The sequence below is a fragment of the Arthrobacter sp. USHLN218 genome, assembly GCF_037144715.1.
Lineage (GTDB): Bacteria > Actinomycetota > Actinomycetes > Actinomycetales > Micrococcaceae > Crystallibacter.
In genome coordinates this window covers 148,017-170,884 of the sequence record NZ_JBBCYT010000003.1, presented here as the reverse complement: position 1 = coordinate 170,884, position 22,868 = coordinate 148,017, and the positions used below count along the sequence as shown (strand labels likewise).

At 65.3% G+C, this 22,868-nt stretch carries 25 protein-coding genes; 15 read left to right on the top strand and 10 right to left on the bottom strand.

Going from position 1 to position 22,868, the window contains the following annotated elements; genetic code table 11:
• Nucleotides 1–75: 75 nt before the first annotated feature.
• Nucleotides 76–456 (bottom strand): hypothetical protein, encoded by a 381-nt coding sequence (locus WFH44_RS08085; protein ID WP_336713152.1) that lies wholly within the window; start codon nt 454–456, stop codon nt 76–78.
• Nucleotides 457–810: 354 nt separating this feature from the next.
• Between WFH44_RS08085 and WFH44_RS08080 the strand changes: the two genes are divergently transcribed.
• Nucleotides 811–1,302 carry an SRPBCC family protein gene (locus tag WFH44_RS08080; RefSeq protein WP_336713150.1) on the top strand — a complete coding sequence of 164 codons (492 nt, stop codon included), beginning with the start codon at nt 811–813 and terminating at the stop codon, nt 1,300–1,302.
• Nucleotides 1,303–1,539: 237 nt separating this feature from the next.
• On the opposite strand, the gene WFH44_RS08075 is transcribed toward WFH44_RS08080, so the two are convergent.
• The gene (locus WFH44_RS08075) at nt 1,540–2,190 is read right to left on the bottom strand and encodes an isochorismatase family protein (protein ID WP_336713149.1); all 651 of its coding nucleotides are present in this window, start codon (nt 2,188–2,190) and stop codon (nt 1,540–1,542) included.
• Nucleotides 2,191–2,595: 405 nt separating this feature from the next.
• Between WFH44_RS08075 and WFH44_RS08070 the strand changes: the two genes are divergently transcribed.
• Nucleotides 2,596–3,189, top strand: coding sequence for a GNAT family N-acetyltransferase (locus WFH44_RS08070; protein WP_336713148.1), 594 nt, complete (start codon nt 2,596–2,598; stop codon nt 3,187–3,189).
• A gap of 760 nt (nt 3,190–3,949) precedes the next feature.
• On the opposite strand, the gene WFH44_RS08065 is transcribed toward WFH44_RS08070, so the two are convergent.
• Nucleotides 3,950–4,528, bottom strand: a complete 579-nt coding sequence (locus WFH44_RS08065; RefSeq protein ID WP_336713147.1) for a hypothetical protein — start codon at nt 4,526–4,528, stop codon at nt 3,950–3,952.
• Nucleotides 4,529–4,729: 201 nt separating this feature from the next.
• On the opposite strand from WFH44_RS08065, the gene WFH44_RS08060 reads away from it, so the two are divergent.
• The 3 genes from WFH44_RS08060 to WFH44_RS08050 are packed head-to-tail and all read left to right on the top strand — an operon-like array spanning nt 4,730 to nt 7,256.
• Nucleotides 4,730–5,923 (top strand): sensor histidine kinase, encoded by a 1,194-nt coding sequence (locus WFH44_RS08060; protein WP_336713146.1) that lies wholly within the window; start codon nt 4,730–4,732, stop codon nt 5,921–5,923.
• Nucleotides 5,920–6,579, top strand: coding sequence for a response regulator transcription factor (locus WFH44_RS08055; RefSeq protein WP_336713145.1), 660 nt, complete (start codon nt 5,920–5,922; stop codon nt 6,577–6,579). The genes WFH44_RS08060 and WFH44_RS08055 overlap by 4 nt, the downstream gene beginning before the upstream one ends.
• Nucleotides 6,580–6,605: 26 nt before the next feature.
• Nucleotides 6,606–7,256, top strand: a complete 651-nt coding sequence (locus WFH44_RS08050; RefSeq protein WP_336713142.1) for a GNAT family N-acetyltransferase — start codon at nt 6,606–6,608, stop codon at nt 7,254–7,256.
• A gap of 479 nt (nt 7,257–7,735) precedes the next feature.
• Here WFH44_RS08050 and WFH44_RS08045 read toward each other — a convergent pair whose 3' ends face one another.
• Nucleotides 7,736–8,377: a response regulator transcription factor gene (locus WFH44_RS08045; RefSeq protein WP_336713141.1), complete on the bottom strand. Its 642-nt coding sequence runs from the start codon at nt 8,375–8,377 to the stop codon at nt 7,736–7,738.
• Nucleotides 8,378–9,304: 927 nt separating this feature from the next.
• Between WFH44_RS08045 and WFH44_RS08040 the strand changes: the two genes are divergently transcribed.
• Entirely contained in the window at nt 9,305–10,651 is a 1,347-nt protein-coding gene (locus WFH44_RS08040) for a hemolysin family protein (protein ID WP_336713140.1), read from the top strand.
• Nucleotides 10,651–11,694, top strand: coding sequence for a hemolysin family protein (locus WFH44_RS08035; protein ID WP_336713138.1), 1,044 nt, complete (start codon nt 10,651–10,653; stop codon nt 11,692–11,694). The genes WFH44_RS08040 and WFH44_RS08035 overlap by 1 nt, the downstream gene beginning before the upstream one ends.
• A gap of 211 nt (nt 11,695–11,905) precedes the next feature.
• On the opposite strand, the gene WFH44_RS08030 is transcribed toward WFH44_RS08035, so the two are convergent.
• On the bottom strand, nt 11,906–12,358 hold the full coding sequence (locus WFH44_RS08030; RefSeq protein ID WP_336713136.1) for a GNAT family N-acetyltransferase: 453 nt from the start codon (nt 12,356–12,358) through the stop codon (nt 11,906–11,908).
• A 129-nt stretch (nt 12,359–12,487) separates the two neighbouring features.
• On the opposite strand from WFH44_RS08030, the gene WFH44_RS08025 reads away from it, so the two are divergent.
• Nucleotides 12,488–13,705, top strand: coding sequence for an FAD-dependent monooxygenase (locus WFH44_RS08025; protein WP_336713135.1), 1,218 nt, complete (start codon nt 12,488–12,490; stop codon nt 13,703–13,705).
• A gap of 57 nt (nt 13,706–13,762) precedes the next feature.
• A complete protein-coding gene (locus tag WFH44_RS08020) occupies nt 13,763–14,140 on the top strand; it encodes a VOC family protein (protein ID WP_336713134.1) in 378 nt (125 codons plus the stop codon).
• Between the two features lie 71 nt (nt 14,141–14,211).
• Here WFH44_RS08020 and WFH44_RS08015 read toward each other — a convergent pair whose 3' ends face one another.
• From WFH44_RS08015 to WFH44_RS08000, 4 genes are all read right to left on the bottom strand, one after another.
• Entirely contained in the window at nt 14,212–14,580 is a 369-nt protein-coding gene (locus WFH44_RS08015) for a hypothetical protein (RefSeq protein ID WP_336713133.1), read from the bottom strand.
• A gap of 67 nt (nt 14,581–14,647) precedes the next feature.
• Nucleotides 14,648–15,172: a hypothetical protein gene (locus WFH44_RS08010; RefSeq protein ID WP_336713131.1), complete on the bottom strand. Its 525-nt coding sequence runs from the start codon at nt 15,170–15,172 to the stop codon at nt 14,648–14,650.
• Complete coding sequence (locus tag WFH44_RS08005; protein WP_336713128.1) at nt 15,169–15,756, bottom strand: sigma factor-like helix-turn-helix DNA-binding protein; 588 nt, start codon at nt 15,754–15,756, stop codon at nt 15,169–15,171. Before WFH44_RS08005 ends, WFH44_RS08010 begins: the two co-directional genes overlap by 4 nt.
• Before the next feature lie 46 nt (nt 15,757–15,802).
• Complete coding sequence (locus WFH44_RS08000) at nt 15,803–16,183, bottom strand: VOC family protein (RefSeq protein WP_336713125.1); 381 nt, start codon at nt 16,181–16,183, stop codon at nt 15,803–15,805.
• A 77-nt stretch (nt 16,184–16,260) separates the two neighbouring features.
• Here WFH44_RS08000 and WFH44_RS07995 point away from each other — a divergent pair, with 77 nt between their 5' ends.
• Both WFH44_RS07995 and WFH44_RS07990 read left to right on the top strand, forming a co-directional pair.
• A complete protein-coding gene (locus WFH44_RS07995; RefSeq protein WP_336713123.1) occupies nt 16,261–16,662 on the top strand; it encodes a DUF3054 domain-containing protein in 402 nt (133 codons plus the stop codon).
• A 42-nt stretch (nt 16,663–16,704) separates the two neighbouring features.
• Nucleotides 16,705–16,986 carry an Lrp/AsnC family transcriptional regulator gene (locus WFH44_RS07990; RefSeq protein ID WP_262104541.1) on the top strand — a complete coding sequence of 94 codons (282 nt, stop codon included), beginning with the start codon at nt 16,705–16,707 and terminating at the stop codon, nt 16,984–16,986.
• 62 nt (nt 16,987–17,048) lie between these two features.
• Here WFH44_RS07990 and trpD read toward each other — a convergent pair whose 3' ends face one another.
• On the bottom strand, nt 17,049–18,092 hold the full coding sequence (gene trpD / locus WFH44_RS07985; protein ID WP_336713645.1) for an anthranilate phosphoribosyltransferase: 1,044 nt from the start codon (nt 18,090–18,092) through the stop codon (nt 17,049–17,051).
• Between the two features lie 156 nt (nt 18,093–18,248).
• Here trpD and ctaE point away from each other — a divergent pair, with 156 nt between their 5' ends.
• The 4 genes from ctaE to qcrB all read left to right on the top strand — a co-directional run bounded on the left by ctaE (nt 18,249) and on the right by qcrB (nt 22,590).
• Nucleotides 18,249–18,887: an aa3-type cytochrome oxidase subunit III gene (ctaE, locus tag WFH44_RS07980; RefSeq protein WP_336713121.1), complete on the top strand. Its 639-nt coding sequence runs from the start codon at nt 18,249–18,251 to the stop codon at nt 18,885–18,887.
• 83 nt (nt 18,888–18,970) lie between these two features.
• The gene (qcrC, locus tag WFH44_RS07975; RefSeq protein WP_336713120.1) at nt 18,971–19,783 is read left to right on the top strand and encodes a cytochrome bc1 complex diheme cytochrome c subunit; all 813 of its coding nucleotides are present in this window, start codon (nt 18,971–18,973) and stop codon (nt 19,781–19,783) included.
• A gap of 96 nt (nt 19,784–19,879) precedes the next feature.
• The gene (gene qcrA, locus WFH44_RS07970) at nt 19,880–20,914 is read left to right on the top strand and encodes a cytochrome bc1 complex Rieske iron-sulfur subunit (protein ID WP_336713118.1); all 1,035 of its coding nucleotides are present in this window, start codon (nt 19,880–19,882) and stop codon (nt 20,912–20,914) included.
• A 2-nt stretch (nt 20,915–20,916) separates the two neighbouring features.
• The gene (gene qcrB, locus WFH44_RS07965; protein ID WP_336713117.1) at nt 20,917–22,590 is read left to right on the top strand and encodes a cytochrome bc1 complex cytochrome b subunit; all 1,674 of its coding nucleotides are present in this window, start codon (nt 20,917–20,919) and stop codon (nt 22,588–22,590) included.
• The last annotated feature ends 278 nt before the right edge of the window (nt 22,591–22,868 follow it).

Here is a 22,868-nt window from a genome sequence, read left to right as displayed (position 1 = left end):
GTCGGCCCGGCTTCGACAAGGGTGTGGCGCCCTCCCTGGTCGGGAAGGGCGCCACAACCGGCGGCGTTCGGATGTTTAGAACAGTTCGCCGAGCAGGCCCTCGTTGCCTTCTCCGCCGTCCCTGGTGCTGTCGGTCGAGGTGTCGACGTCGGCGTCCACATCCGGGTTGACGTCGGCATCTGCCGTGTTGCCGTTCAGATTGTCAGTGATAGTCGTGTCGTTGCCGTTGAGGATGTTGTTCCCGCTGGCGACATGGCCGATATCGGTCAGGTCGTTGAGGAAGTCCCCCAGCCAGATGTTCCCGGCATCGTCGATGCCGTTTCCGGTGACGTTGGTAGTGGTCTCATCCCACCGGTTTTCGACCCCATCCTCGGCGCTCGCCATGCCGGCGCCTCCGGCCAGCATGGCACCGGTAACGGTAGTGACGGCCAGCGACTTGGTCCAGAAATTACGCATTGGTTTCGCTCCAGATTTCACTTCGGTTTCGTGCATCGGACACGAGTACTTCGGAACCCTGCCGGGTCCGGATTGGCTTTGGTTAAAGATTTTTCATTCACTCGGGAATCAGGGGGCCCAATGGAGCCGGCTGTCCGATTACCTTTTTCGTAGCCCGAGCAAGCTGATAAGAAGGCCGCCCTGGCCGGTGTTCCGGACGACACAGGAATATGCCGGCCGGCCACGGCCCCGAGCGATAACGGCATCTACGACGGAACTGCGGCGCTCCCTAAGACCTGTCGGTTTAAGGCTGGGCTAGTATGGGCGAGATCGCTAGCGTGCATCCTTTCATTGGGAAGATGGGAGCATCCCGCCATGAAGTACACCGTCTCGATCGAGATCGCCCTGCCGCGGGAGAGGGTGGTCCAGCTGCTCGCCGACCCCGCACACTTGCCGAAGTGGCTGCGGGGCCTGGTGCTGCATAAGCCGCTGAACGGGATGCACGGGCAGGTCGGTACGAAGTCGCGCGTCGTGCTGCAGATGGGGCAGCAGACGGTGGAGTGCACCGAGACCATCACGCGCCGCGAACCGGAGAACCTGCACGGCATCCCGAGAGAGAGCGTCGTTCACTTCGACCGCGAAATCGCCTCCCCGGGCATGTGGAGCGCTGTGCGCGACCGACTGACCGATGCCGGTCCGGAGACGACGCTCTGGGCGAGCGAGAACGAATACCGGTTCAATGGCTTGCCCATGCGACTGGCCGCGCCTTTCATGCGCGGTGCCTTCCGCAAGCAGTCGCAACAGCACATGCAGGACTTCAAGGCGTTCGCCGAGCAGGCCGCGGACGTCCGCGACGCGAAGGGCTGATCCGCGCGCCGGCGGTCAGGGGCAACTGGAGCCACCACATACCAGCTAACAGACTCTGGAAGGCTGTTAGGTTCCACGCGGGGAATGAAACCACGGGGCCTAAGGATTGTTGCGGTTGATGGCCGCGCCCCGTTCTTCTCGCTGGCTCCGGCGGAGACGATGACGACATCGGCGCCCTCGAGGTTCTCGTTCCCGCCAACGCGGACGGTGGGCAGGGAACGGCCGCGGGGCCTCGGGTCAGATAATTCCTTCGGCCTTGTCCAGTTCGGCCTTCTTCGGGAAGTACCAGCCGAACAGTTCGCGCAGCTTGTCGGAGACGGGGCGGGCCCAGTCCCGCATGATCTCCGATGCGAAGGCGATGGCGGTGATGGGCCGGGCGCCGGCGGCTTCCACGCGCCGCAGGGCGGCCTCGTGGGATGTTGTGGTGCTGATGCCGCCGATGCCGTCGACCAGCGGGTACACCTCGTAGCCTTCCTCGAGCATGTCCAGCGTGGGCTCGGCCAGGCAAGCCTCGGTCCAGAGTCCGGCAACGACGACCTTCCTGCGGCCGGTTGCCTCGATGGCGGAGCGGTAGTCCTTGTCCTCCCAGGCATTGACACCGGTGCGGTCGATCTCCGGGATGTCGCCAAGGACTGCTTTGAGGTCGGGCGCTGTTCCCGGGTTCACGCCCATATCAACGCCGACAGTGGAGAGCACGACCGGGATGTCGTAGGCATCGGCGATGCGCGCGACTGCCTCCACGTTAAGGTTGATCCGCTGACGATTCGTGGAGGTAATGGTGGCGTACTGCGTCTTCTGTAAATCGATGAGCGTCAGGAGGCAGTTCTGCGGGGTCAGCAGGTGGTCGCTCGCCTGGTCCCTCACAGGCTGCTGGCTGGTCTTGGCCACGGGGGTCACTCTTTTCAATATCGTCACGGGAACGGTTCAATGCGCTCTCATGTCCGGGGTCGCGGTGGGGTGCCGGGGCGGGTTCGACTCTACGCCCGGCGCTTCGCGGGAGGCAATGGATCCACGGGAGGCGGGGCAGGCATCGGCTGGTAGATCGTTGCTGCGCAATTTGCCGGGATTCGGTACTCTCGAGCCTTGTGATCGCACCCGAGCGGTGCCCGTTGGTGGGGGCAACTTGAAGAGGATCATCGCGGCCTTCCCCGCCGCAACAATAACGGTCCTGACGCTACAGCCGACGGCGGCCCGAAGCGGACCCGGACGCGCGGGTCGGGCACGAGGCGTTGCTGGCCCGCGCTCCCCTGCCTGCGAAAACGGCTGCCGAGGCCTGGAAGGATGGTCGAAAGCATGGTTATGGTCAAGCGGGGAGACGAGCTCGGCGAGGCATACCGGCGCCGCATCACTGAGGTCTACGTGCGCAGCTTCGCAGACGACTTTGTCGCGTTCTCACGCGACACGGGCAGGCTGGCCGCCGCGTTCGAACATATGCTGCTGCTCGAGCGGTTCCACGTCGCGCTCGTGGATGGGGAACCAGCAGGCCTTGCCTCGCTCACCGAGGGCGACCAGACGCTGTTCGCACCACAGTGGCGGGAGATCCGGCGCCACCTTGGACCGGCGCGCGGGCTGCTCGCCTACGTTGTCATCCGCAAATGGTTCATGACCACCTCGGACGGAGCCCGGCCCGGGCGCGCCGAGATCGGTTTCGTCTCCACTGAACCGGCCCACCAAGGCCGCGGCATCGGGACCGCCCTGCTGCGCCACTTGCTGGCGCTACCGGGGTATCGAGAGTACGTGCTCGAAGACATCAAGGACAGCAATGTCCCCGCTCTCGGCCTGTACACCAAGCTCGGCTTTACCGTGTACCACCGCCGCAAGGTACGCTTTGCCCGGCGCGCCGGATTCACCGAACTCGTGTCGATGAAGCTCGTTCGGGATCACTGAGGGCATGGAGCTGCCTGGCCCCAAAGGAAAGTTCTCGGGGTAAACGTGACCCACTCGCGGGAGCAGGGCGGTGTTCTGACGGCATAGTACGCCGACGGCCTGACCGCCCCCCCCCCCCCCCCGGGGATCATGGCGACGGGTGCCTCGACGTCGCGGTCACTCATCTCCGCCGCGGACTACGTTGCCGTCTGTTCCTAGCCGATGAACTCTGGATGATCACGCTCGGCGCGGCCGTGATTGGAACCGGCTGCAATCGCATACGCGGCCATCGCCACCCTCATCATCGGAATCGGTTCCCATCGCCGTCACCGCCGGCAGCGCCGCCGTCGCCGTGCTTCTGGCCTCAACCACTTTGACCCTCGGTGGAGCCGAATACCCCTCCTTCACGGCCTTTGGACGCATCTTCTGTATCGCGGCCCGCGCAGCGCTGACCACCGCCGTGCTCGCCGGCTTTCTGCCCCGTCGACGCCGGACAGCAGCCAGGATTGCCCAACCAGTCGCACCAGTTGAAAGCCGCCGCCGTGCGTCGGCCCATGCGTGTCACTTCTGACGGAACTCGAGCGAGAAATGACGCGGGACTGCTCGACATGCAAAACGGCCCGAAGCCAAACCTCCCAAGTCGTCAGCATAAAGCCATTTGCGCAGGCAACCGTTCATGCATCTGTCTCCAGCGCCGTCGCTGGGATCCCCAATGAGCAAAGCTGCCCGTCGGTTCCCAAGTCCGTTCAAAGCCGTGGCCGCCTGGTGCAAATTGACTCCCCTATCCATCGCGCCGGCGGGGAGCAGCGGGGTCGCCAGGCAACATCGCAGCCCGTAGAGACTTGTGCATGGCCGCGCGGTGGATGAGATGGTGGCGGTAGGCCTTCAGGAAGGCGATGAAGGCGGCGACCGCGGCGATCGTGTTGAAGCCCGTCCGGGAGCGCGCGTGCCAGGTCACGAACTCGTGGGCGACCTGCCGGAGGTGCTCCTCAGAGTGGACGGCCGGTCCTTCGACGAACATGATGTCGTTGCGCGGCCAGAAGTACAGCATCGAGACCACGCCCTCGGCAACGATCATCCCCAGGCTGAGCAGGAGCCACCATCGGACCGCCGGAATGCGCCAGCTGAGCAGCAGCGAGGCGGCGCCCAGGACCCAGGAGGCAAAGCCCAACGGCGGGAAGAAGTCGGAGGGGCCGCTCACGGACAGAAAGTCCATGGCCAGCTCTAGGGACTGCGGCGGATTGTGGAAGACGTTGGGGTAGACCATGAACGTCTCGAGGATGATGGCGCCGAACAGGGTCATCATGACCCACAGGTAGGCTGTCAGGACGGGGATGGTCTGGCGGCTCAGGATGTGCACGGGGCGCTCCTTCCTTGAGTGGTCTATTTCCGGTGATGGGTTCTCCATGACTTTGACGCTACGAGTCCATTCCCGGGCCGGACATCTGCCGGGAGGCGTCTGTGCAGTCGGCGTCTGACGGCGGTCCAATCGCCTTGCGGCGACGTGATGTGTCGCCCGAGGCGGAGGGTGGGATCCGGCCTGTCCGGCTACGCTGGAACCATGCCCGCCACCGTGGTTCCCGAAGCCTCCCGGCGCGCTAACGACGTCGATCCCCGGCTGGTCGACGGATTGCTCGCCGCCGGGATGAGCATTGTTGTGGCCGTTGTGGCCACCGCCGATATTGAGGACACTGGCCGCGCCGGCCCACTGTCGTACTTCTTCGCGGCCGGTTTCGGTGCTCTGATGCTGGCCCGGCGGCACAGGCCCCGGCTCGTGCTGGTGCTGACCGTGCTGGGCATCTTCGTCTACTACGCGGTCCAGCTACCGCCGATCGGCATCGCCCTGCCTGCCGTGGCCGCCTTGTACTCGGCAGCCGAGGCAGACCGGACCCGTGCGGCGATCGCCACCGGCGCCGTGCTGGTGTCGGTGGCCGCCTATGCCCGGGTCGAGGAGGGGGTGCCCGCAGCCTACCTGTTCAGCTACGACCTGCTGACCGATATCGCCCTGGTTGCCGCGGCCATCGCGCTGGGGGTGAGCGTGCGCTCGCGCCGGGAGGCACGCGCTCATCAGGAGCAGGTGCGCTTGCTTATCGCCGCCGAGGAGCGCCGCGAAGCCGACCGCCGGCGGCAGGCCGAGCGGGTTGGTATCGCGCGGGACCTGCACGACACCATCGGCCATACGCTGTCCGTGATCGCCGTGCACAGCAACGTCGCCGCCGAGGCCATCGGGCACGACGAGGCGGCCGCGGCCCGCGCAGTCGAACAGATCCGGGCCGCAACCTCTGCGACCCTTCGCGAACTGCGCGCCACCGTGAAGCTGCTGCGCACACCCGGCTCACAATCGGTGGAGCCGAGCAGCATCGGACTGGCCGGGCTTCCCCGGCTCGCCGCCCGGGCCGAGGAGGCCGGGATGAACGTGACGCTGGAAATGCACGCTGACCCCCGCAAGCTCGATGCCGCCGTCGACGCGGCCGCCTACCGGATCGTCCAGGAGTCCCTGACCAACGTCCTCCGCCACTCAGCGGCCGGGCGCGCCACGGTGGTCGCGCGCTTGCGGAACGGGACGCTGGACTTGCGGATCACCGACGACGGACATGGGGCGCCCGGCCGCGATCCGAGCACCAAGGGCGGTGGCCGCGGCATCCAGGGGATGGCTGAACGTGTAGGCCTGCTCGGCGGCACCTTCACCGCCGGCAACCGTGCCGGCGGCGGCTTCGAGGTCCGCGCGACGCTGCCAGGGAGGCTGGTGCCATGATCACCGTCGTCGTCGTCGACGACCAGGAACTGGTGCGCACGGGGCTGAAGGCCCTCGCCGAGCGCGAAGGGGATATCGCCGTCGTCGGGGAGGCCGCCACCGGCCGGGCCGGACTCCGCCGTGTGCGCGAGCTGCGTCCCGACGTGGTGCTCATGGACATCCGCATGCCGGAGATGGACGGGTTGGAAGCCACCCGCGAGATCGTGGCCGACCCCGGGCTCCGGGAGGTCAGGGTCCTGGTGCTGACCACCTTCGACGAGGACGAGCACGTCTTCGAAGCGATCCGCGCAGGCGCCGCGGGCTACCTCCTCAAGGACGTCTCCCCCGCCGACCTCCGGCAGGCGATCCGCGTTGCAGCCGCCGGGGAGTCCCTGCTGTCGCCGTCAGTGACCCGCACCGTGCTGGCCAGCATCGCAGCACGGCCGGACATCGTGCTCGACGACGCCCCGCTGCGGTCCCTGAGCGAGCGGGAGCGGGAAATACTTCAGCATGTCGGATGGGGACTGTCGAATGACGAGATCGCCGAGGCGCTGTTCCTCTCGCCGGCCACCGCACGCACCTACGTCTCCCGGTTACTGACCAAAGTCGGGGCGCGCGACCGGTCACAGCTGGTGGTCATCGCCTATGAAACCGGGCTGATCCAGCCCGGCCGCTGAAACCGCCCAGGACGAGGGAGACGATCATGGACAAAGGGGGCCACGATGGTTCCGTCCCGAGGGGTGGCACAGGGATCGAGGTGCGGGAGCTGCGGCGGGCCGAACTGCCCGCCGCGGTCGAAGTCATCGCCCGCGGCATGAGGGACAATCCCATCCACCTCGCCGCTTATGGCACCGACCCGGAGCAGCGACTGCATTGCCACGCCCGCCTGATCCGCGCGCTGTTGACGGCGAAACCGGAGATGCAGCTGCTTGGCGCGACTCGGGACGGCAGGTTGGTCGCGGTGGCAGGCGTATCCCCGGCGGAGACATGCCAGCCAACCCCTCGGCAGCTGCTCCGGATGCTGCCCCAGCTCACGCTTTTGGGTCCGAGGGCCGCTCTCCGGGTACGGGCGTGGACCAACACGTGGGCCGCGTACGATCCTACGGAGTCCCACGTGCACCTCGGACCCGTCGCAGTGGATGCGCACTTGCAGGGCAGCGGAATCGGGACGGTCCTCCTGAAGGAACACTGCCGCCGGCTCGATGAGACGCAGCAGGCGAGCTATCTCGAGACAGACAAGCCTGCCAACGTCCGGTTCTACGACCGCTTCGGATTCCGGACAATCGGGCAGGCCCAGGTTCTAGGGGTGCCGAACTGGTTCATGCGCCGGGCTCCTCAGGGGCGGCATCCTTGAGCGCATACGAGATGGAAATGGCCCGAGGCTCAGGGGCCGCCGAGCCGCCCGGGGCAGGAAAAACTGCTGCACCAACCTCCCGGCACAGGCCAGCGCCGTACCGGAGAACAGCACCATGAACGGCGCCCTGACGGCCTGCTCATTGACGGCCACCATCGCGGCTTCAGCTTCACCAGCTGGCCTGCGGCGCAGCGCCGGCATGACCGTCATACCAAAGGCAAGATAGAACCCGCCTACCAGAGCAGCACCGATTCCGGCCGCTGTTTCCAACATCATCCTGCCCCTTTCCCGAGTCACCGGAACCCTAGCGGCAGGCCCATACGAATCCGCAGGAACTTCCCCCTCCAAAGACTTCGTCAGCCGCCGCCGATAACGACGCATACGACAGCCAGGCCGGCAGTCATACCGAGCATGCAACAGCGTGAGCAGGTGCGTTGGCGTCTTCGCTTACTTGCCCGCCCGCGGTTTGCCGCACAGCCTTAAGCCAGCAGCTGCAGTTTCCTCGCCGATGCTACTGCCTGCAGCTGCGTGCGTGAGTCCAGCTTGCTCAGTATCGATTTCACGTAGCCCCGGCAGGTATTCAAGGTGATGTTGAGGTTCCTTGCCGTAGTGCGGACATCACAGCCTTCGGCAAGGAGAACCAGAACCTGCATCTCCCTTCGGGTGAGCGCAGGTGCTTTCGCTGCGGCTCCGGCCACAACGGCGGGTACCAGCAGTGACGGGTGAACTGTCATCGCTCCCGGCCGGGCATCTCGGATTGCCTCCATCAGGCCTTCCAATGAAGCGTTCATGGGCAGCACGCCGCTGACCCCGGTTTCGGTCGCGCGGGACAGGATTTCCTGGGCAGGGCCAGTGGTCAGCAGAATGATTCTTGCCAACGGAGCTGATGCGAGGATCCGCTCGGCTGCGTCGAATCCGTCACCGTCCGGCAGAACGCAATCCACGACGACAACGTCCGGTCCGACACGGGCACAAAGCAGCGCCGCCTCGTTGATTGTCCCGGCGAACCCTGCCGAAGCCAGGTCCTCTCGAAGGGTCAGCTCCTGGCAGAGCAGTTCCGCAAACAATGTTTGACTGCTGACCACAGCAACGCGCGCAACAGCATTTCCCCGAGTACTCATCCGTACTGTCCTTGTCCTCCGACGACTGTCCTTGTCCCCCGACGACGACAGGCCCGAATGCGATCACCGCATCGGAACCCAAGACACGATTCTGCTTCATCCCTACACAGGCCTCCAATATGACTCGCCCGAGCAGTGAACCAGACCACCCTGCAAACTCTCAGATCTGCTCAAGAATCACACGGGCGAGGCAAACACCCGAACGACCCGCGCATCACGAGCTGAGCCTCAGTGGAATTTCGGCATCTACTCAGTCATAAAGACGGATAGGTCAAGAATATGTAGAGGACATAAATAAGGACGCATGCTCCCCCAATCACGGACAGAGCGAAGTAGAACTTCCGCCGGGATGAAAAAGGCTCGTCCTTGGCTCGTGCATGCCGGACCGCGTACGTGGCCGAAGCCACGATGAGCACCAATCCGAGCAGCATGACGAGCAGCATTGCCTCATCGTAAAGGCTGTCAGAACGGTTGTGAGGCGCCCTCGGGGGCCCTCAGGAAAACCCAGCATCCCGCCGGAGTGACGGGCCCCGTTTTCCATGTCCCGCCCGGCCGCTTAGCCGAGCCCCGGCAGTGCCGATAACGGCGCCAATGTATCTTTCGATGTCGGGCTTGGGGGCAGCTGTCCTGCCGGGGATGATCGACATCGCAGACTGTTTGCCTGAGCGGGACGGAGAGCGCTTTTCGGCGGTCCGTCCCCTGCCAAGTGCCTGTTTTCCTACGGTGAACATGGGTGAAATTGACTTGGGTGATGCGGCCCCTTCTTGGCAGAATGGTGCGGACCCGGCGCATATCCGCACGGGCCATTGTTTTATGAATCAGTTCTTTGAGAGGAACCATGTCTACTCCCGGTGACAGTCCGGGGCATAGATTTTGCCCCCTGCCGCGCGTCAATGCGCTTGATTCTGTCGGCGGGGGGTGTACTCGATGGAAGTAGTCTCGATCCTGGTTGCCCTGCTGCTGATTGCCGCGTGCGGGCTCTTTGTGGCGGCAGAGTTCTCGCTGATCACGGTGAACCGGAACACAGTCAGGGCCGCGGCCGACGCCGGCGACCGGAAGTCGGTGGGCGTGCTCAAGGGGATGAACACCTTCTCCACCCAGTTGTCCGGGGCGCAGCTGGGCATCACGCTGACCAATCTGGGTATCGGGTTCCTCGCCGAGCCGGCCATTGCGGAGCTGGTCGTGGGCCCGCTGTCGGAAGCCGGTTTGCCGGGCCCGGTGGCACGTTCGGTGTCGGTGACGCTGGCGCTGGTGCTCGCGACCGTGCTGACGATGGTGTTCGGCGAGCTGGTGCCGAAGAACCTCGCCATCGCCAAGCCCTTGTCCACCGCGCGGGCCGTGACCGGATTCCAGCGCGGATTCAGTGCCGCGACCAAGCCGCTGCTGCTGTTTTTCAACGGCACGGCGAACCGGATCGTGCGCGCTGTCGGCATCGAACCCCAGGAAGAGCTGGCTTCAGCCCGGTCCGCGGAGGAACTGGCCGTGCTTGTGCGCCATTCCGCCCGGCAGGGCGTGCTGCCCGAAGAAACGGCCGACCTCGTTCAACGTTCGTTCGCATTCGGTTCCCGCCGCGCCAACGACGCGATGACACCCCGGACCCGAATGGTCTCCATGGCGCCGGGTCAGAGCGTGCAGGACATGCTGGCCACCGCGGCCCGGACCGGACACTCCCGGTTCCCGGTAATGCAGCCCGGATCCCACCGGGTCGAGGGCATTGTGCATGTCCGGCACGGACTGGCCGTATCCTACGGGCAGCGCCCGCACATCACGGTGGACGAGGTCATGGACGAGCCGACGCTGATGCCCGACACCGTCGAGCTCGATGACCTGATGGACACCCTACGCACCGGCGGCCTGCAGATGGCTGTCCTGATCGATGAAACCGGTGACGTCGCCGGACTGATCACCCTCGAAGACCTCGTCGAGGAGCTCGTCGGCGAGGTGGTGGACGAACACGACCCGGACGACGGGGCCAGTGAGCGGCTCCCCTTCGGGCACTGGCGCCTGGACGGCTCCCTGCGCCCGGATGAAGCCACAGAAATCCTCGGACACCACATTCCTGACGACGAGGCCTACGACACACTCGCCGGCCTGGTCACCCTGCGCCTGGGCCGGATCGCCGAACCCGGAGATGCGGTGGAACTGGTTACCGAGGAAACTCATGAGCACCCCGGCGCCAGCCTTGAACTGCGGGTCGAGGATATGGACGGCGCCAGGATCTCCAAGGTCCTGGTCACCGTTCACCCCGGCAGCGCCGAGGAGGGAACCCTTTAGTGGATACCACCGGAATCATTCTGACCATTGTCCTGCTGGCGGCAAACTTCTTCTTTGTCGGTGCCGAATTCGCCCTGATCGCGGCGCGACGCAGCATTATCGAACCCAAGGCGTTGCAAGGCGGCAGGGCCGCCAGAATGACGCTGTGGGCGATCGAGCACGTGTCCCTGATGATGGCCGGCGCGCAGCTGGGTATTACCGTCTGCTCTCTGGCCCTCGGCTACGTCACCAAGCCGATGGTGGTGCACGCATTGGAAGGGCCGTTCGCTGCATGGGGCATCCCGGCAGGGTGGATCGACCCGATCGCCTACGCGATCGCCCTCAGTGTCGTCACCTACCTGCACGTGGTGCTCGGTGAAATGGTGCCCAAGAACATTGCCTTGGCCGGCCCCGAGCGCATGGCGCTGGTCCTCGGCCCGGCCCTGGTCGTCGTCGTGCGGATCCTCCAGCCGGTCCTGTGGGTGATGAACGGCATCGGCAACGCCATCCTGCGCCTGTTCAATGTCGAGCCCAAGGACCAGGTGGCCAGCGCCTTCAGCCGTGATGAAGTCGCCGGCCTGGTCCAGGAATCCCGCGCCGGCGGACTGCTGGACCAACAGGACGAACGGCTACTGCTCGGCGCGCTGACCTTCGAGGAACGCACGGTCGAAAGCATCATCATTCCACTCGAAAAGGTCCTGGCCCTGCCGGACGGGAGCACACCTGAGCAGATCGAACGGGTGGCCGCGAACAGCTTCTCCCGGTTCCCGCTCCAGCAGCCGAACGGCCGAATGGAGGGCTACGTGCATGTGAAGGACCTCCTGTCACTGGACGAGCAGGCCCGGCGCCTGCCCGTGCCCGGGCACCTGGTCCGGAAACTGCCGACCGTGGACCTACACCAGGGCCTGCGGTCATCGCTGAACCGGATGCAACGAGACGGCGCGCACCTGGCCCTCGTCACCGACAGCGAAGGACGCCCCAACGGCGTCGTCACGCTCGAAGACATGCTCGAGGAACTCGTCGGTCAGATCCGCGACGACAGCCGCAGCACGCTCGCCCGCTAAACGACAGGGCCGGTCGCCGGAAAGACCTGGTGACCGGCCGCTGCGTAGGGCTGCATGGCGCTGCCCCTGGCGTGGCGCAGTGTAGCCGCCGGAACCACGAGAGGCACAGCTCATCGGGCACGTGCTGAACCGGGTGAGGGAAACCGCACATGGTTTCAGGGCCATGCTGTCAGGATTGGCCCGGTATCGGGGCCCGGCTGTCCTTCCGTCCTCAAGTCCAAAGCCATGAAGAGGCTGTTCGGATCCCCCGGTAATCACCAAAAGGCGGGCACTCCCTGAAGCCGTGCCGTTCGTAGAGTCTGTGGGCGGGCGCAAAGAATTCCTCGGTTCCCGTTTCGAGGCTCAGCCGCGCGTAGCCACGCTTCCTTGCAGTCTCCATCAGGTGGATGAGCATTCGCGCACCAACACCCCGGCCTCGAACAGCGCCGGCGGTTCGCATGGACTTGATCTCGCCCAAACCGGGAGCCAGCTCCTTGAGGGCGCCGCACCCCAACAGGACGCCGGCATCCCGGACGGACCACAACGTGACGTCCGGCGCCGACAGGGCACGCCGGTCGAGTGCATGCACGCTCTCCGCGGGAGATATCGCAAGCATTTCCCTCAGATGTTCGCCAAGAAGGCCATACACGTCCTCGCTGATCGGCGCCTCGAGTTCGATCCGCATAGCTGCCCTTCCCTCTCGCTCCCGCCAGAAGCCGGTTGCCCGCACTTGGGCCTATCACAGAATACTGAAACTCCCGCTGCTCGGTGTGCGCCCACCCAGGCCGCCTTCCTGCTGGGCTATCCTCGGAAAATGGGCACTCCTTCCGCCCTCATTGCGGGGGCGAGCATTGCCGGACCGACTCTCGCGTTCTGGCTTGCACGCTATGGCTGGCGTACGACGGTCGTCGAACGGGCGCCGGAGCTGCGTACCGGCGGACAGAACGTTGACCTCAGAGGTGCCGGGCTGCAGGTCATAGGCCGCATGGGACTGGCGGAGGAGGTCCGCCGTGCGCACACGGGCGAGCTGGGACTGGAATTTGTCGGGTCACACGGTCAGGTCCTGGCCCGCTTTCCGGTCGGAGACTCCAGCGGCATGAGCATGACCGCCGAGGTGGAGATTCTACGCGGCGACCTTGCTGGACTGCTGGTCTCGGCCACCGGCGAGAGCACCGAGTACCGGTTCGGGGATCGGATCACGGAGGTGCGGCAGGAAGACGAGGCCGCCCTCGTCACGTTTGAACACGCTCCCCCGGAAAGATTCGACCTTGTAGTTGCCGCGGACGGCATCGGCTCCGGGACCCGCCGCCTGGTCTTCGGCGACGAACCGGCTGTCCGGTCCCTCGGAGTGGAAGCGACTTGGGCGACCATTCCGCGCACCGCTTCGGACACGAACTGGTGGCGGTGGTTCAACGCCCCTGGGGGCACCATATCCTTGCGCCCGGACCGATACGGCACCATGCGTGCGCTGATCACGCGGACATTGTCCCGGGCAGAGCGCCGCGCCCCCGCGGACCAGCGGAGCCCGGAGCAACAGCGGGGGCTGCTGCACCGGACCTTTGCCTCCGCGGGCTGGGAAGCCGACCGCGTGCTCCGGGCGTTGGAGGACGTCGAGGACCTGTACTTCGAGGTGATGGGACAAGTGCGCGCTGACCGATGGTCATGCGGATCTGCCGTCCTTCTCGGCGACGCCGCCTATTGTCCCTCCCCGGTGAGCGGCATGGGAACGACGCTCGCCGTCGTCGGCGCCTATGTGCTGGCCGGAGAGCTTGCCTCGCATGGGGCCCAGGGCAAAGGCTTGGGCGAGTACGAGCGAATCATGCGTCCGTGGGTCAGGCAGGTGCAGAAACTTCCGCCAGGAGTGCCTAGGATCGCCAATCCTATTTCCCGGTCGGGCGTCGCCATTCTGCACGCCGCGATCCGCGCCGCCTGCACCCCGATCGCGCGAGGCGTCGCCGCGCGCCTGGGCCGGGGCCGCGACTCGACGGATAGGTTCGTTCTTCCCGATTACACGCGTCTGCAAGACCGCTGAGCCACCAATGCAAAGAACCGGCTGCGTTCACGCCGAGCTCCTCCTACACTGAGGTGCATGACATCCCGCATCAGTGAACTGGTCCTCGACTGCGCCGATCCTGAACACCTTGCGAAGTTCTGGTGCGGGGTCCTCGGCTACGTGGAGCTCGACCGGGAAGACGGCGCCATCGAGATCGGCCCCGCCGATGCCGGGTTCGGCGGGCTGCAACCCACCATCATCCTGAGCCCCAGCAGCGATCCCCGAAACGGAAAGCTGCCCCTGCACATCGACGTCAATCCGATCGACCGGGACCAGGACGCCGAGCTGGAACGCTTGCTCGCCCTCGGCGCCCGCACCGCCGACGTCGGGCAGGCCGGCGACGAACAATGGCACGTCCTGGCAGACCCCGAGGGCAACGAGTTCTGCCTCCTGCGCAAGCGCCTAGAGCCCTGAACCAACCGGCCGGCGCCTGTGGGTCTGCGAGCAGGAGTGCCTCTGCCTGGCTGCCGCGTGGGCCGCTTCGCCTATCCGCCTTCGGAGGCGAGGCTCCGGACATATTCGAAAGCCTCGCGTGCGACATGATGCCACGTTGCTGCCGTGGCGGCCGCGTCGGCCTCGTTGTACGGGAACCCTATCCATTCCTTTAGGGTGCGGCGCCCCAAGGTGACCACGTGGGCGGAGCCGGAGTCCAGTGCCTCACGGACCCGGCCTCGCGGCAGCTTGACGATCAGCCGGTCCTCCCGGCCGAGGAATGCGAAGATCTTGCCGTCAATGCTCAGTCCAGGGCCCCGGAACATCGTTCCCCAGTCCACGCCGGGCTCCCCGCCGTACTCGAGCGCGATATCCTCCAGCAGGGCGGCCGCCGCGCTGCGCCCGCCGCTCGGATCAGCCACGGAATCCCCCGCCCTTCGTGCCGCGGGCCTTCGGCCCACGCGGCGCAGCCGTCATCGGAAACAATTGTCAGCGCACCAGGACGGCGATCCCGGCGGCTGCGGCAGCCCAGAGGACGCTCGAGAACGTCCCGAGAATGAACCGCTCGGCGGCGCCGGACTGGCCGAGTTCGGAGTAGCGCCCAAGACCTTTCACCGCCAGGACAACCGCCAAGCCCTCGGGCCAGCCGGCCAACAGGGTGGATGCAATCGCAATCCGCTCGAGGACGCCGATCCAGGCGCCGCCGCGGAGCACCGGCTCTTCCTCCGATTCTGCGACGTTTTCCGGATGGGTGGCATTGTAGGACAGCCGCAGGATTGCAACGGTTACCGGGCCGCCGCCGATCGCCGCGGCGGCCACGGCGAATGCGTAGACACCGGCCCCCAGCCCGGCATCCCCCAGTGAGGCCAGCAGCCCGGCCAGCCCCAGCAGGAGGACGGTCAGCGCGCTGAGCGTGTACAGGACTGCGTAGCCGCTCCCCCGCATGCGCTGGAAATACATTGGTGCGGACACCAAGGCAGCGATGCACAGAATAATCAGCCCTGCCGAACTCAACGATCAGCTCCTTCCAAAAGCGACTCGGCTACCGACAATACCCGGCGCGACTCCTGCCAGAGACCGCTCTGCAACCGGCTGGAGACCGCCTGCTGGCTAATCCCCAGCTGCCGGGCGATCTGCTGCTGCGTCAGCCCCTGATCACTGAGTATGCCCGCCTCCTCCGACATTTTGCTGCGCTTCCGCGCCACCAGCACCAGCAGCTGCAGCAGGGCCTCGGCTTGGGCCGCCAGCGGGCTCTTTCCCGAGATGGCGATATTGCCCGACGCGGCCTTGGCCGCCGTGACGGCAGTCCGCGCCCTTTCGAATGCTTCCCCCGCGCCCGCCCTGGTGTTCCCCGGCAATGGCTCCTTAACCGGCCCGATCCCGATGCCGACGCTCCATGACGAGCTGGCGGCGAGCTCCATGGCAATACTGAGAACTACTGCCGGCTCCGCAACGACAGCCTGCATTTCATCCCCGGCAGTCCGGTCGAAGGGCAGCACCAACGGACGCAGCGCGTCGCCGTTGAGCGTGTCCATGGCTGCCTCGACAAGATCCTGGCGCTGCCGGGACTTCCTCTGGTCAACAGTCAGGACGAACATCACAAACCGCTACGCTTGTTTCCATGACTACAAGTATGGAACCTTGTCAGCGTATTGACAAGCCGCCGTAGCGGCTGACCAGGCCCACGGTGTTCCCCTCGCTGTCGCGGATGAAGGCCATCCACTCGTCCGTGCCGGCCGGCCCCAGCGTCGCGTCCTCGTGCCGGAAGATCCGCGTCGGCTCGCCGACGATCTCCACACCGGCCGCGCGCAGCTCCTCGATACGAGACCGCACATCGGGCACTGAAAAATAAAGGAGCGTCGACGGCGCGCCCCGCTCCAGCAGCAGCCGCACGCCATCGAGGACGAAAAACACCAACCCGGGCGGTTCGAACCGGACCGCCGGCTCCTGCTGCAGCAAATCGGAGTAGAACCCGACGGCACGCTCAAGGTCCTCGGCGTGCTGGGCGACCTGGATGATCCCCATTCGTCCTCCCCCTCCCCGAGCCGGCACCAGGAGCCGGCACGCGGAGACTGCCTGCCGGCCCGCGATAGGCTGGATAGGTGAACCGCCTCCCCGCCTCCTCAAGCACCTCCAGCATAGTCCTGGCCCTCGCGGCCGATGCCGCCGCCGTCGTTCTCTTTGCAGCCATTGGCCGGGACACCCACGAACACGGCCTCGATCCGGCAGGCGTCCTGCTGACCGCCGCGCCGTTCCTCGTCGGCGCGCTGATCGGCTGGGCGCTGTCACGGGCCTGGCTGCGGCCGCTCGCCGTGTGGCCGGCGGGGGTGGCAATCTGGCTCTGTGCCGTGGTCCTGGGTCTGGCCCTGCGCGGGCTCACCGGGGGCGGGCTCGCCGTCGCCTTCCAGATCGTGACCGCGGTGACGCTGGCGGTCTTCCTGCTGGGCTGGCGGCTTGTGGCGGCTGCAGTCATACGGATTCGGAATCGCCGCGCGGTGGCATAACCTCGAAAGTAGGAATTCATTAGCGAACGAAAGGCTGCCAGCGTGGTTACAGCATTTGTCTTCATCCAGACCGACTCGTCCCGGATCCCGGAGTGCGCGCAGGAGATCTCGGAGATCGAGGGCATCAGCGAGGTCTACTCGGTGACCGGTGAATGGGACCTGATCGCGGTGGCCCGCGTGTCCAAGCATGAGGATCTGGCCGACGTCATTGCGGACAAGCTTTCGAAGGTCAGCGGTGTGGAGGCTACGACGACGCATATCGCCTTCCGCACGTACTCCAAGCACGACCTGGACGCGGCGTTCTCGCTGGGCTTCGACCACTAATACCGCAGACGACAGGACAAGGGGGCCGGAAGGGTGAACTTCCGGCCCCCTTGTCGTATCCGCTAGCGGGTGGCTTGTACCCAGCGGTCCAGGGCGGCAGCGGCCGCACCGCTGTCAATGGATTCGCCTGCCCGTACGAGCGCCTTCGCCAGCCGGTCCTGGAGCGGGCCTTCCGCGGAATCGTCCAGGGCCACCAGCGCGGCGGCGGCGTTAAGTACGACGGCGTCGCGCACGGGACCGCGGTCACCGGCCAGCACGCGCCGGACTACTTCGGCATTGGCCTGGGCATCGCCACCGCGCAGATCATCCAGGGTGGCGCGCGGAATGCCGAGGTCCAGGGGATCGATCACCGATTCGGTGACGCTGCCGTCACGAACCTCCCACACCGACGACCTCCCGGTGGTGGTGAGCTCATCGAGCCCGTCCTCGCCCCGGAAGACCAGGGCGCGGCGGCCGCGGGCTGCAAGGACTCCGGCGATCAGCGGGGCCAGGCGCGGGTCCGCGACGCCGATCGCCGACGCGGTGGGGTTGGCCGGGTTGGTCATGGGACCCATGAAGTTGAAGGCCGTCGCCACGCCGAGTTCGGCGCGGACGGCACCGGCATAGCGCATTGACGGGTGGAAAACCTGGGCAAAGCAGAAGGTGATGCCGGCGTCGACTGCGGTCTGGGCGACGCGCTCCACCGGCAGGTCGAGACGCACGCCGAGTGCCTCGATAACATCGGCAGACCCCGACGACGAGGACGCGGCCCGGTTGCCGTGCTTGACGATGCGTGCTCCTGCTCCGGCGCACACCAGCGCAGCCATCGAGGAGATGTTGACCGTGTTCTGCCGGTCCCCGCCGGTTCCGACGATGTCCAGCTTCTCCCCGGAGATATCGATCGGGCGGGCATGCGCGACCATCGCGTCGACGAGGCCGGTCAGCTCCTCCACGGTCTCGCCCTTGGCCCGAAGCGCCACCAGGAATCCGGCAATCTGTGCGTCCGTCGCCTCCCCGCCCATGATGGCGCCCATCGCCCATTGAGTCTGCTCCCGACCTAGGTTCTCCCCGGCTATCAAAGCCGAGAGCAGAACGGGCCAAGTGGGTGCGGACTGGGGGCTGCTAATGGAAGTCACTCCCCTAGGTTATCTACGTTTTGTAGAAACCTGTCGTTTGTTAACCACTCGGCATTCCGCGGAAACACGCGGAACCCGAACGATCACGGCTCGCCGATGGTTCCGTTGCATTGGTGAACTCAGCAGGTTTATAGACATAATGGCTAGGTGACAACTGCAACCCACGCCCCCAGTACCCCGGCGCATCCTACGCTCAACCGCCCGAATATGGTTTCCGTTGGAACCGTCGTCTGGCTGGCCAGCGAGCTGATGTTCTTCGCCGGTCTTTTCGCCATGTACTTCACTCTGCGCGCGACGTCCCCCGAAATGTGGGCGGACGAGACGGCGAAGTTGAACGTGCCGTTTGCGCTGGCCAACACCATCGTCCTGGTGTCCAGCTCATTCACCTGCCAGTTCGGCGTCTTCGCCGCTGAGCGCCTCCAGGCCCGCCGCGCCGGCGGAGTCTTCAATATCGCCAAGTGGGGCATGGTGGAGTGGTTCCTCCTGACCTTCCTGCTCGGTGCCATCTTCGTTTCCGTGCAGGCGTATGAATACGCCATGCTCGTCTCCGAAGGCGTGTCGCTTTCCTCGAACGCCTACGGCTCCGCTTTCTACATCACCACCGGCTTCCACGGCCTGCACGTGACCGGCGGTCTCGTGGCCTTCCTGCTGATCATCGGACGCGCCTACGTCGCCAAGAAGTTCGGCCATTTCGAAGCCACTTCGGCGATCGTGACGTCCTACTACTGGCACTTCGTGGATGTGGTGTGGATCGCGCTGTTCGTCATCATTTACTTCCTGAAGTAAGCCTTACTTGACTGTTCTTCTACAGAGGACAGAATTCAAGAAGCTGCATCCGCCACACGCACCATAAAGTTAGGAACGACCAAGTGAAGGCACTCTCGCAAAAGCGGAGACATCCGCTGGCGGCCATTGCCCTACTGCTCATGGGATTGCTGGTCACCGGCGGCCTGTACGCCGTAGCCGGGACCGTCAACGAAGCCCAAGCCGCAACCACCACCTATTCCGCACAGGACATCCAGGAGGGCGAGAAGCTCTTCGTAGCCAACTGTGCAACTTGTCACGGAATCGGTGCTGTCGGTGCGCCTGAAGGCGCCCATGGCAACCAGGCAGGTCCTTCCCTAATCGGTGTCGGCGCTGCAGCCGTTGACTTCCAAGTCGGTACCGGCCGCATGCCCATGCAGATGACCGGGCCGCAGGCCCAGAAGAAGCCGGCCCAGTTCACCGAAGAACAGACCGAGCAGCTGGCAGCCTACGTCGCTTCGCTGGGTGCCGGGCCGGCAATTCCTTCCGAAGAAATCCTGGACACGAGCAAGGGCGACCCGGCCGCGGGCGGCGAGCTGTTCCGCGTCAACTGCGCCATGTGCCACAACGCAGCGGCCGCCGGTGGCGCGCTGACCCGAGGCAAGTTCGCTCCCAGCCTGTCGGGTGTCACCGAAGAGCACATCTACGAGGCCATGGTGACCGGCCCGCAGAACATGCCGGTCTTCAACGACGCCAACATCTCTCCTGAAGGCAAGCGGGACATCATCGCGTTCCTCAAGACCATCGAGGCCCAGGGATCCCCAGGCGGCTTCGCACTCGGTTCATTGGGCCCGGTGTCTGAAGGCCTGCTGATCTGGACCGCCGGTTTGGGCGTGGTTATCGCCTTCACCATCTGGCTGACCCAGCGGTCGTCCTAACTGCTGAGAACCCGGCGGCTAACCAGCCGCCGGGTAACTACTGAAATCACACGCACTGAGTAAACTTGAGAGCTACAGAGAAGGATGAGAGGGATCATGGGCGACCATAGTCACGGCGGTCCGAAATCCTCGGGCACCGTTGCTACGGCTGGCCAGGGCGAAGTGGAGAAGTTCCAGGATCCTGGACTACCTCCGCATCGTCCGCGCCTTGCCGACAAGGATCCCCGGGCCGAAAAGCGTGCCGAACGCCAGGTTGCGATACTCTTCGCAATCTCCGTCATCGGTACCCTGCTTTTCTTCGTCGGGTACTTTGCCATCCGGTTGGATGAAACCACCGCGATTTCCACGCTGCGTCTGCAGAACTTCCTGCTGGGTATGGGCACCGCATTCGCCATGCTCGGGATCGGCGTCGGCATCGTGCATTGGGCAAAGACCCTGATGCCGGACCACGAAATCGCTGAGGAACGGCATGCAGTCCGTACCGAAGAGGACCGCCAGATCGCGGAAACGATGGTCAGTGAGATCATCTCGGAATCGGGCATCAAGCGCCGTCCGCTGATTCGCAACACGCTGCTTGGAGCAATGCTGCTGGCGCCGCTGCCGGCCATTGGAATCCTGCGCGACCTGTCCAAGGACCTCAACCCGGACGTGCTGCGCCACTCCATGTGGGACGCAGGCGTCCGCCTGACGCGCGACCCGGAGGGAACTCCCATCCGCGCCTCGGAGGTCACCATTGGCTCGGCCTTCCACGTCATCCCGGAAGGGCTGAACGAAGCCGAGCACAAGCTGGAAGAAAAGGCCAAGGCCGTCGTCCTGCTCATGCGCCTCAACCCCGAGGATCTGCATGTCTCCCCCGGCCGCGAAGACTGGAACTACAACGGCATCGTTGCCTACTCCAAGATTTGCACGCACGTGGGATGCCCCGTCGCTCTTTACGAGCAGCAGACACACCATCTGCTCTGCCCCTGCCACCAGTCGACGTTCGACCTGACCCAGGAATGCAAAGTCATCTTCGGTCCGGCCTCGCACGCGCTGCCGCAGCTGCCCATCAGTGTGGACAGCGAAGGCTACCTCGTGGCTACCAGCGACTTCCACGAACCTGTCGGACCTAGCTACTGGGAGCGTGGCTAACCATGAGTGCTTCGACATCACCCGATACGTACCAGCCGAAAACCCGCGTTGGCCGTATCAGCAACTTCGTTGACACACGCGTCGGCGCGTCGTCCATCGTCAAGGAGTTCGGCCGCAAGGTCTTCCCTGACCACTGGTCCTTCATGTTCGGTGAAGTGGCGCTGTACACCTTCGTCCTTCTGCTGCTGTCCGGAACCTTCCTGACGCTGTTCTTCGACCCGTCAATGGCCGAAACGCATTACACGGGCTCGTACGTCCCGCTCAAGGGCGTGGAAATGTCCGTCGCCTACGCGTCGACGCTGGATCTCTCCTTCGATATCCGCGGCGGCCTGTTCATGCGCCAGCTGCACCACTGGTCCGCGCTGCTCTTTGTCGCGTCGGTCTCCGTGCACATGCTGCGCGTCTTCTTTACCGGTGCGTTCCGCCGGCCGCGCGAACTCAACTGGCTTGTCGGCTGCGTCCTGCTGATCCTGGCACTGGCCGCCGGCTTCACCGGCTACTCGCTGCCTGACGATCTGCTGTCCGGTAACGGCCTGCGCATCATCGACGGCGTTATCAAGGCGATTCCGCTGATCGGCACGTACTTGTCGATGCTGATCTTCGGAGGGGAATTCCCCGGCACTGCCATCGTGGGCCGCCTCTACGTCATGCACATCCTGGTGGTACCGGCACTTATCCTGCTGATGATCGCCATCCACCTGTTCATGGTCGTCGTCCACAAGCACACCCAGTACCCCGGCCCGGGCCGCACCGAGAACAACGTTGTCGGCTTCCCGGTTGGACCGGTCTACGCGGCCAAGGCCGGCGGCTTCTTCTTCATCGTGTTCGGTATCGTCGCGATCATCGCAGCCAACTTCCAGATCCTCCCGATCTGGGACTACGGCCCCTACGACCCGTCCCCCGTGTCCGCTGGTACCCAGCCTGACTGGTACATCGGCTTCGTGGACGGCGCGCTCCGACTCATGCCTGGTGTGCTCGGAGACTTCCACTTCGAGTACGTGATTTTCGGCGGCTACACGCTCTCGCTGAACGTCCTGCTTCCGGCCCTGGTGCCTGCCGGCATCCTCTTCGGCCTGATGTTCACCTGGCCGTGGATCGAACGCTGGGTGACCAAGGACAACCGCGAACACCACATCCTGGATCGTCCGCGCAACGCTCCGTTCCGTACGGCCACCGGTGTCGCAGGCGTGGTCTGGTACTGCGTCATGTGGGCAGCTGCCAGCTCCGACCTGATCGCGACGCACTTCCATGTCTCGCTCAACGACGTGACCTACTGGCTCCGCGCGCTGTTCTTCATCGGCCCGATCATCGGCTTCATGGTGACGCGTCGGATCTGCCTCGCGCTGCAGCGCAAGGACCGGGAGATCGTGCTGCACGGCCGCGAAACCGGTCGCATCGTCCGCCTGCCGCACGGTGAGTTCATCGAGGTTCACGAGCCGCTCAACGAGTACAAGCTGCACCGCCTGGTGGACTTCGAGTCGCCGGTCGTCCAGCCTGCCGCACCGGACGCCAACGGCCGCATCACGCGGACCGAGAAGCTGCGCGGACGCCTATCCCGCTTCTTCTTCGAGGACCGTGTCGCCCCGGTGACGCCCGCCGAGCTCGAAGCAGCCCACAGCCACGGCCACGCCCCGGTTGAGGCAGCCGAGACCAAGGCTGAAGTTACGAGCCGCTAAGTTTCGGCGCAGGGAAGCCGGTCGAGGGACGAAAGTCTCCCGGCCGGCTTCTTCGTTTAACCGCACTCCGTCCCGAAGCGCACACGGCTGCCCCCCGCCTGGATCAATCTGGCCGTCTCCGACGCCGGGATTTTGCGGCACGGCAGGCCGCACCGGCCAGCAACCTCCGGGCCATCACGCCGCTTCCCCGTCTGCACCAAGAGCGACGGCACACACCCGGTTCCACGGGCCATGGCGTGCTCGCTGGCGAACTTTCGTTTGCGGGATCGGATGCGGCC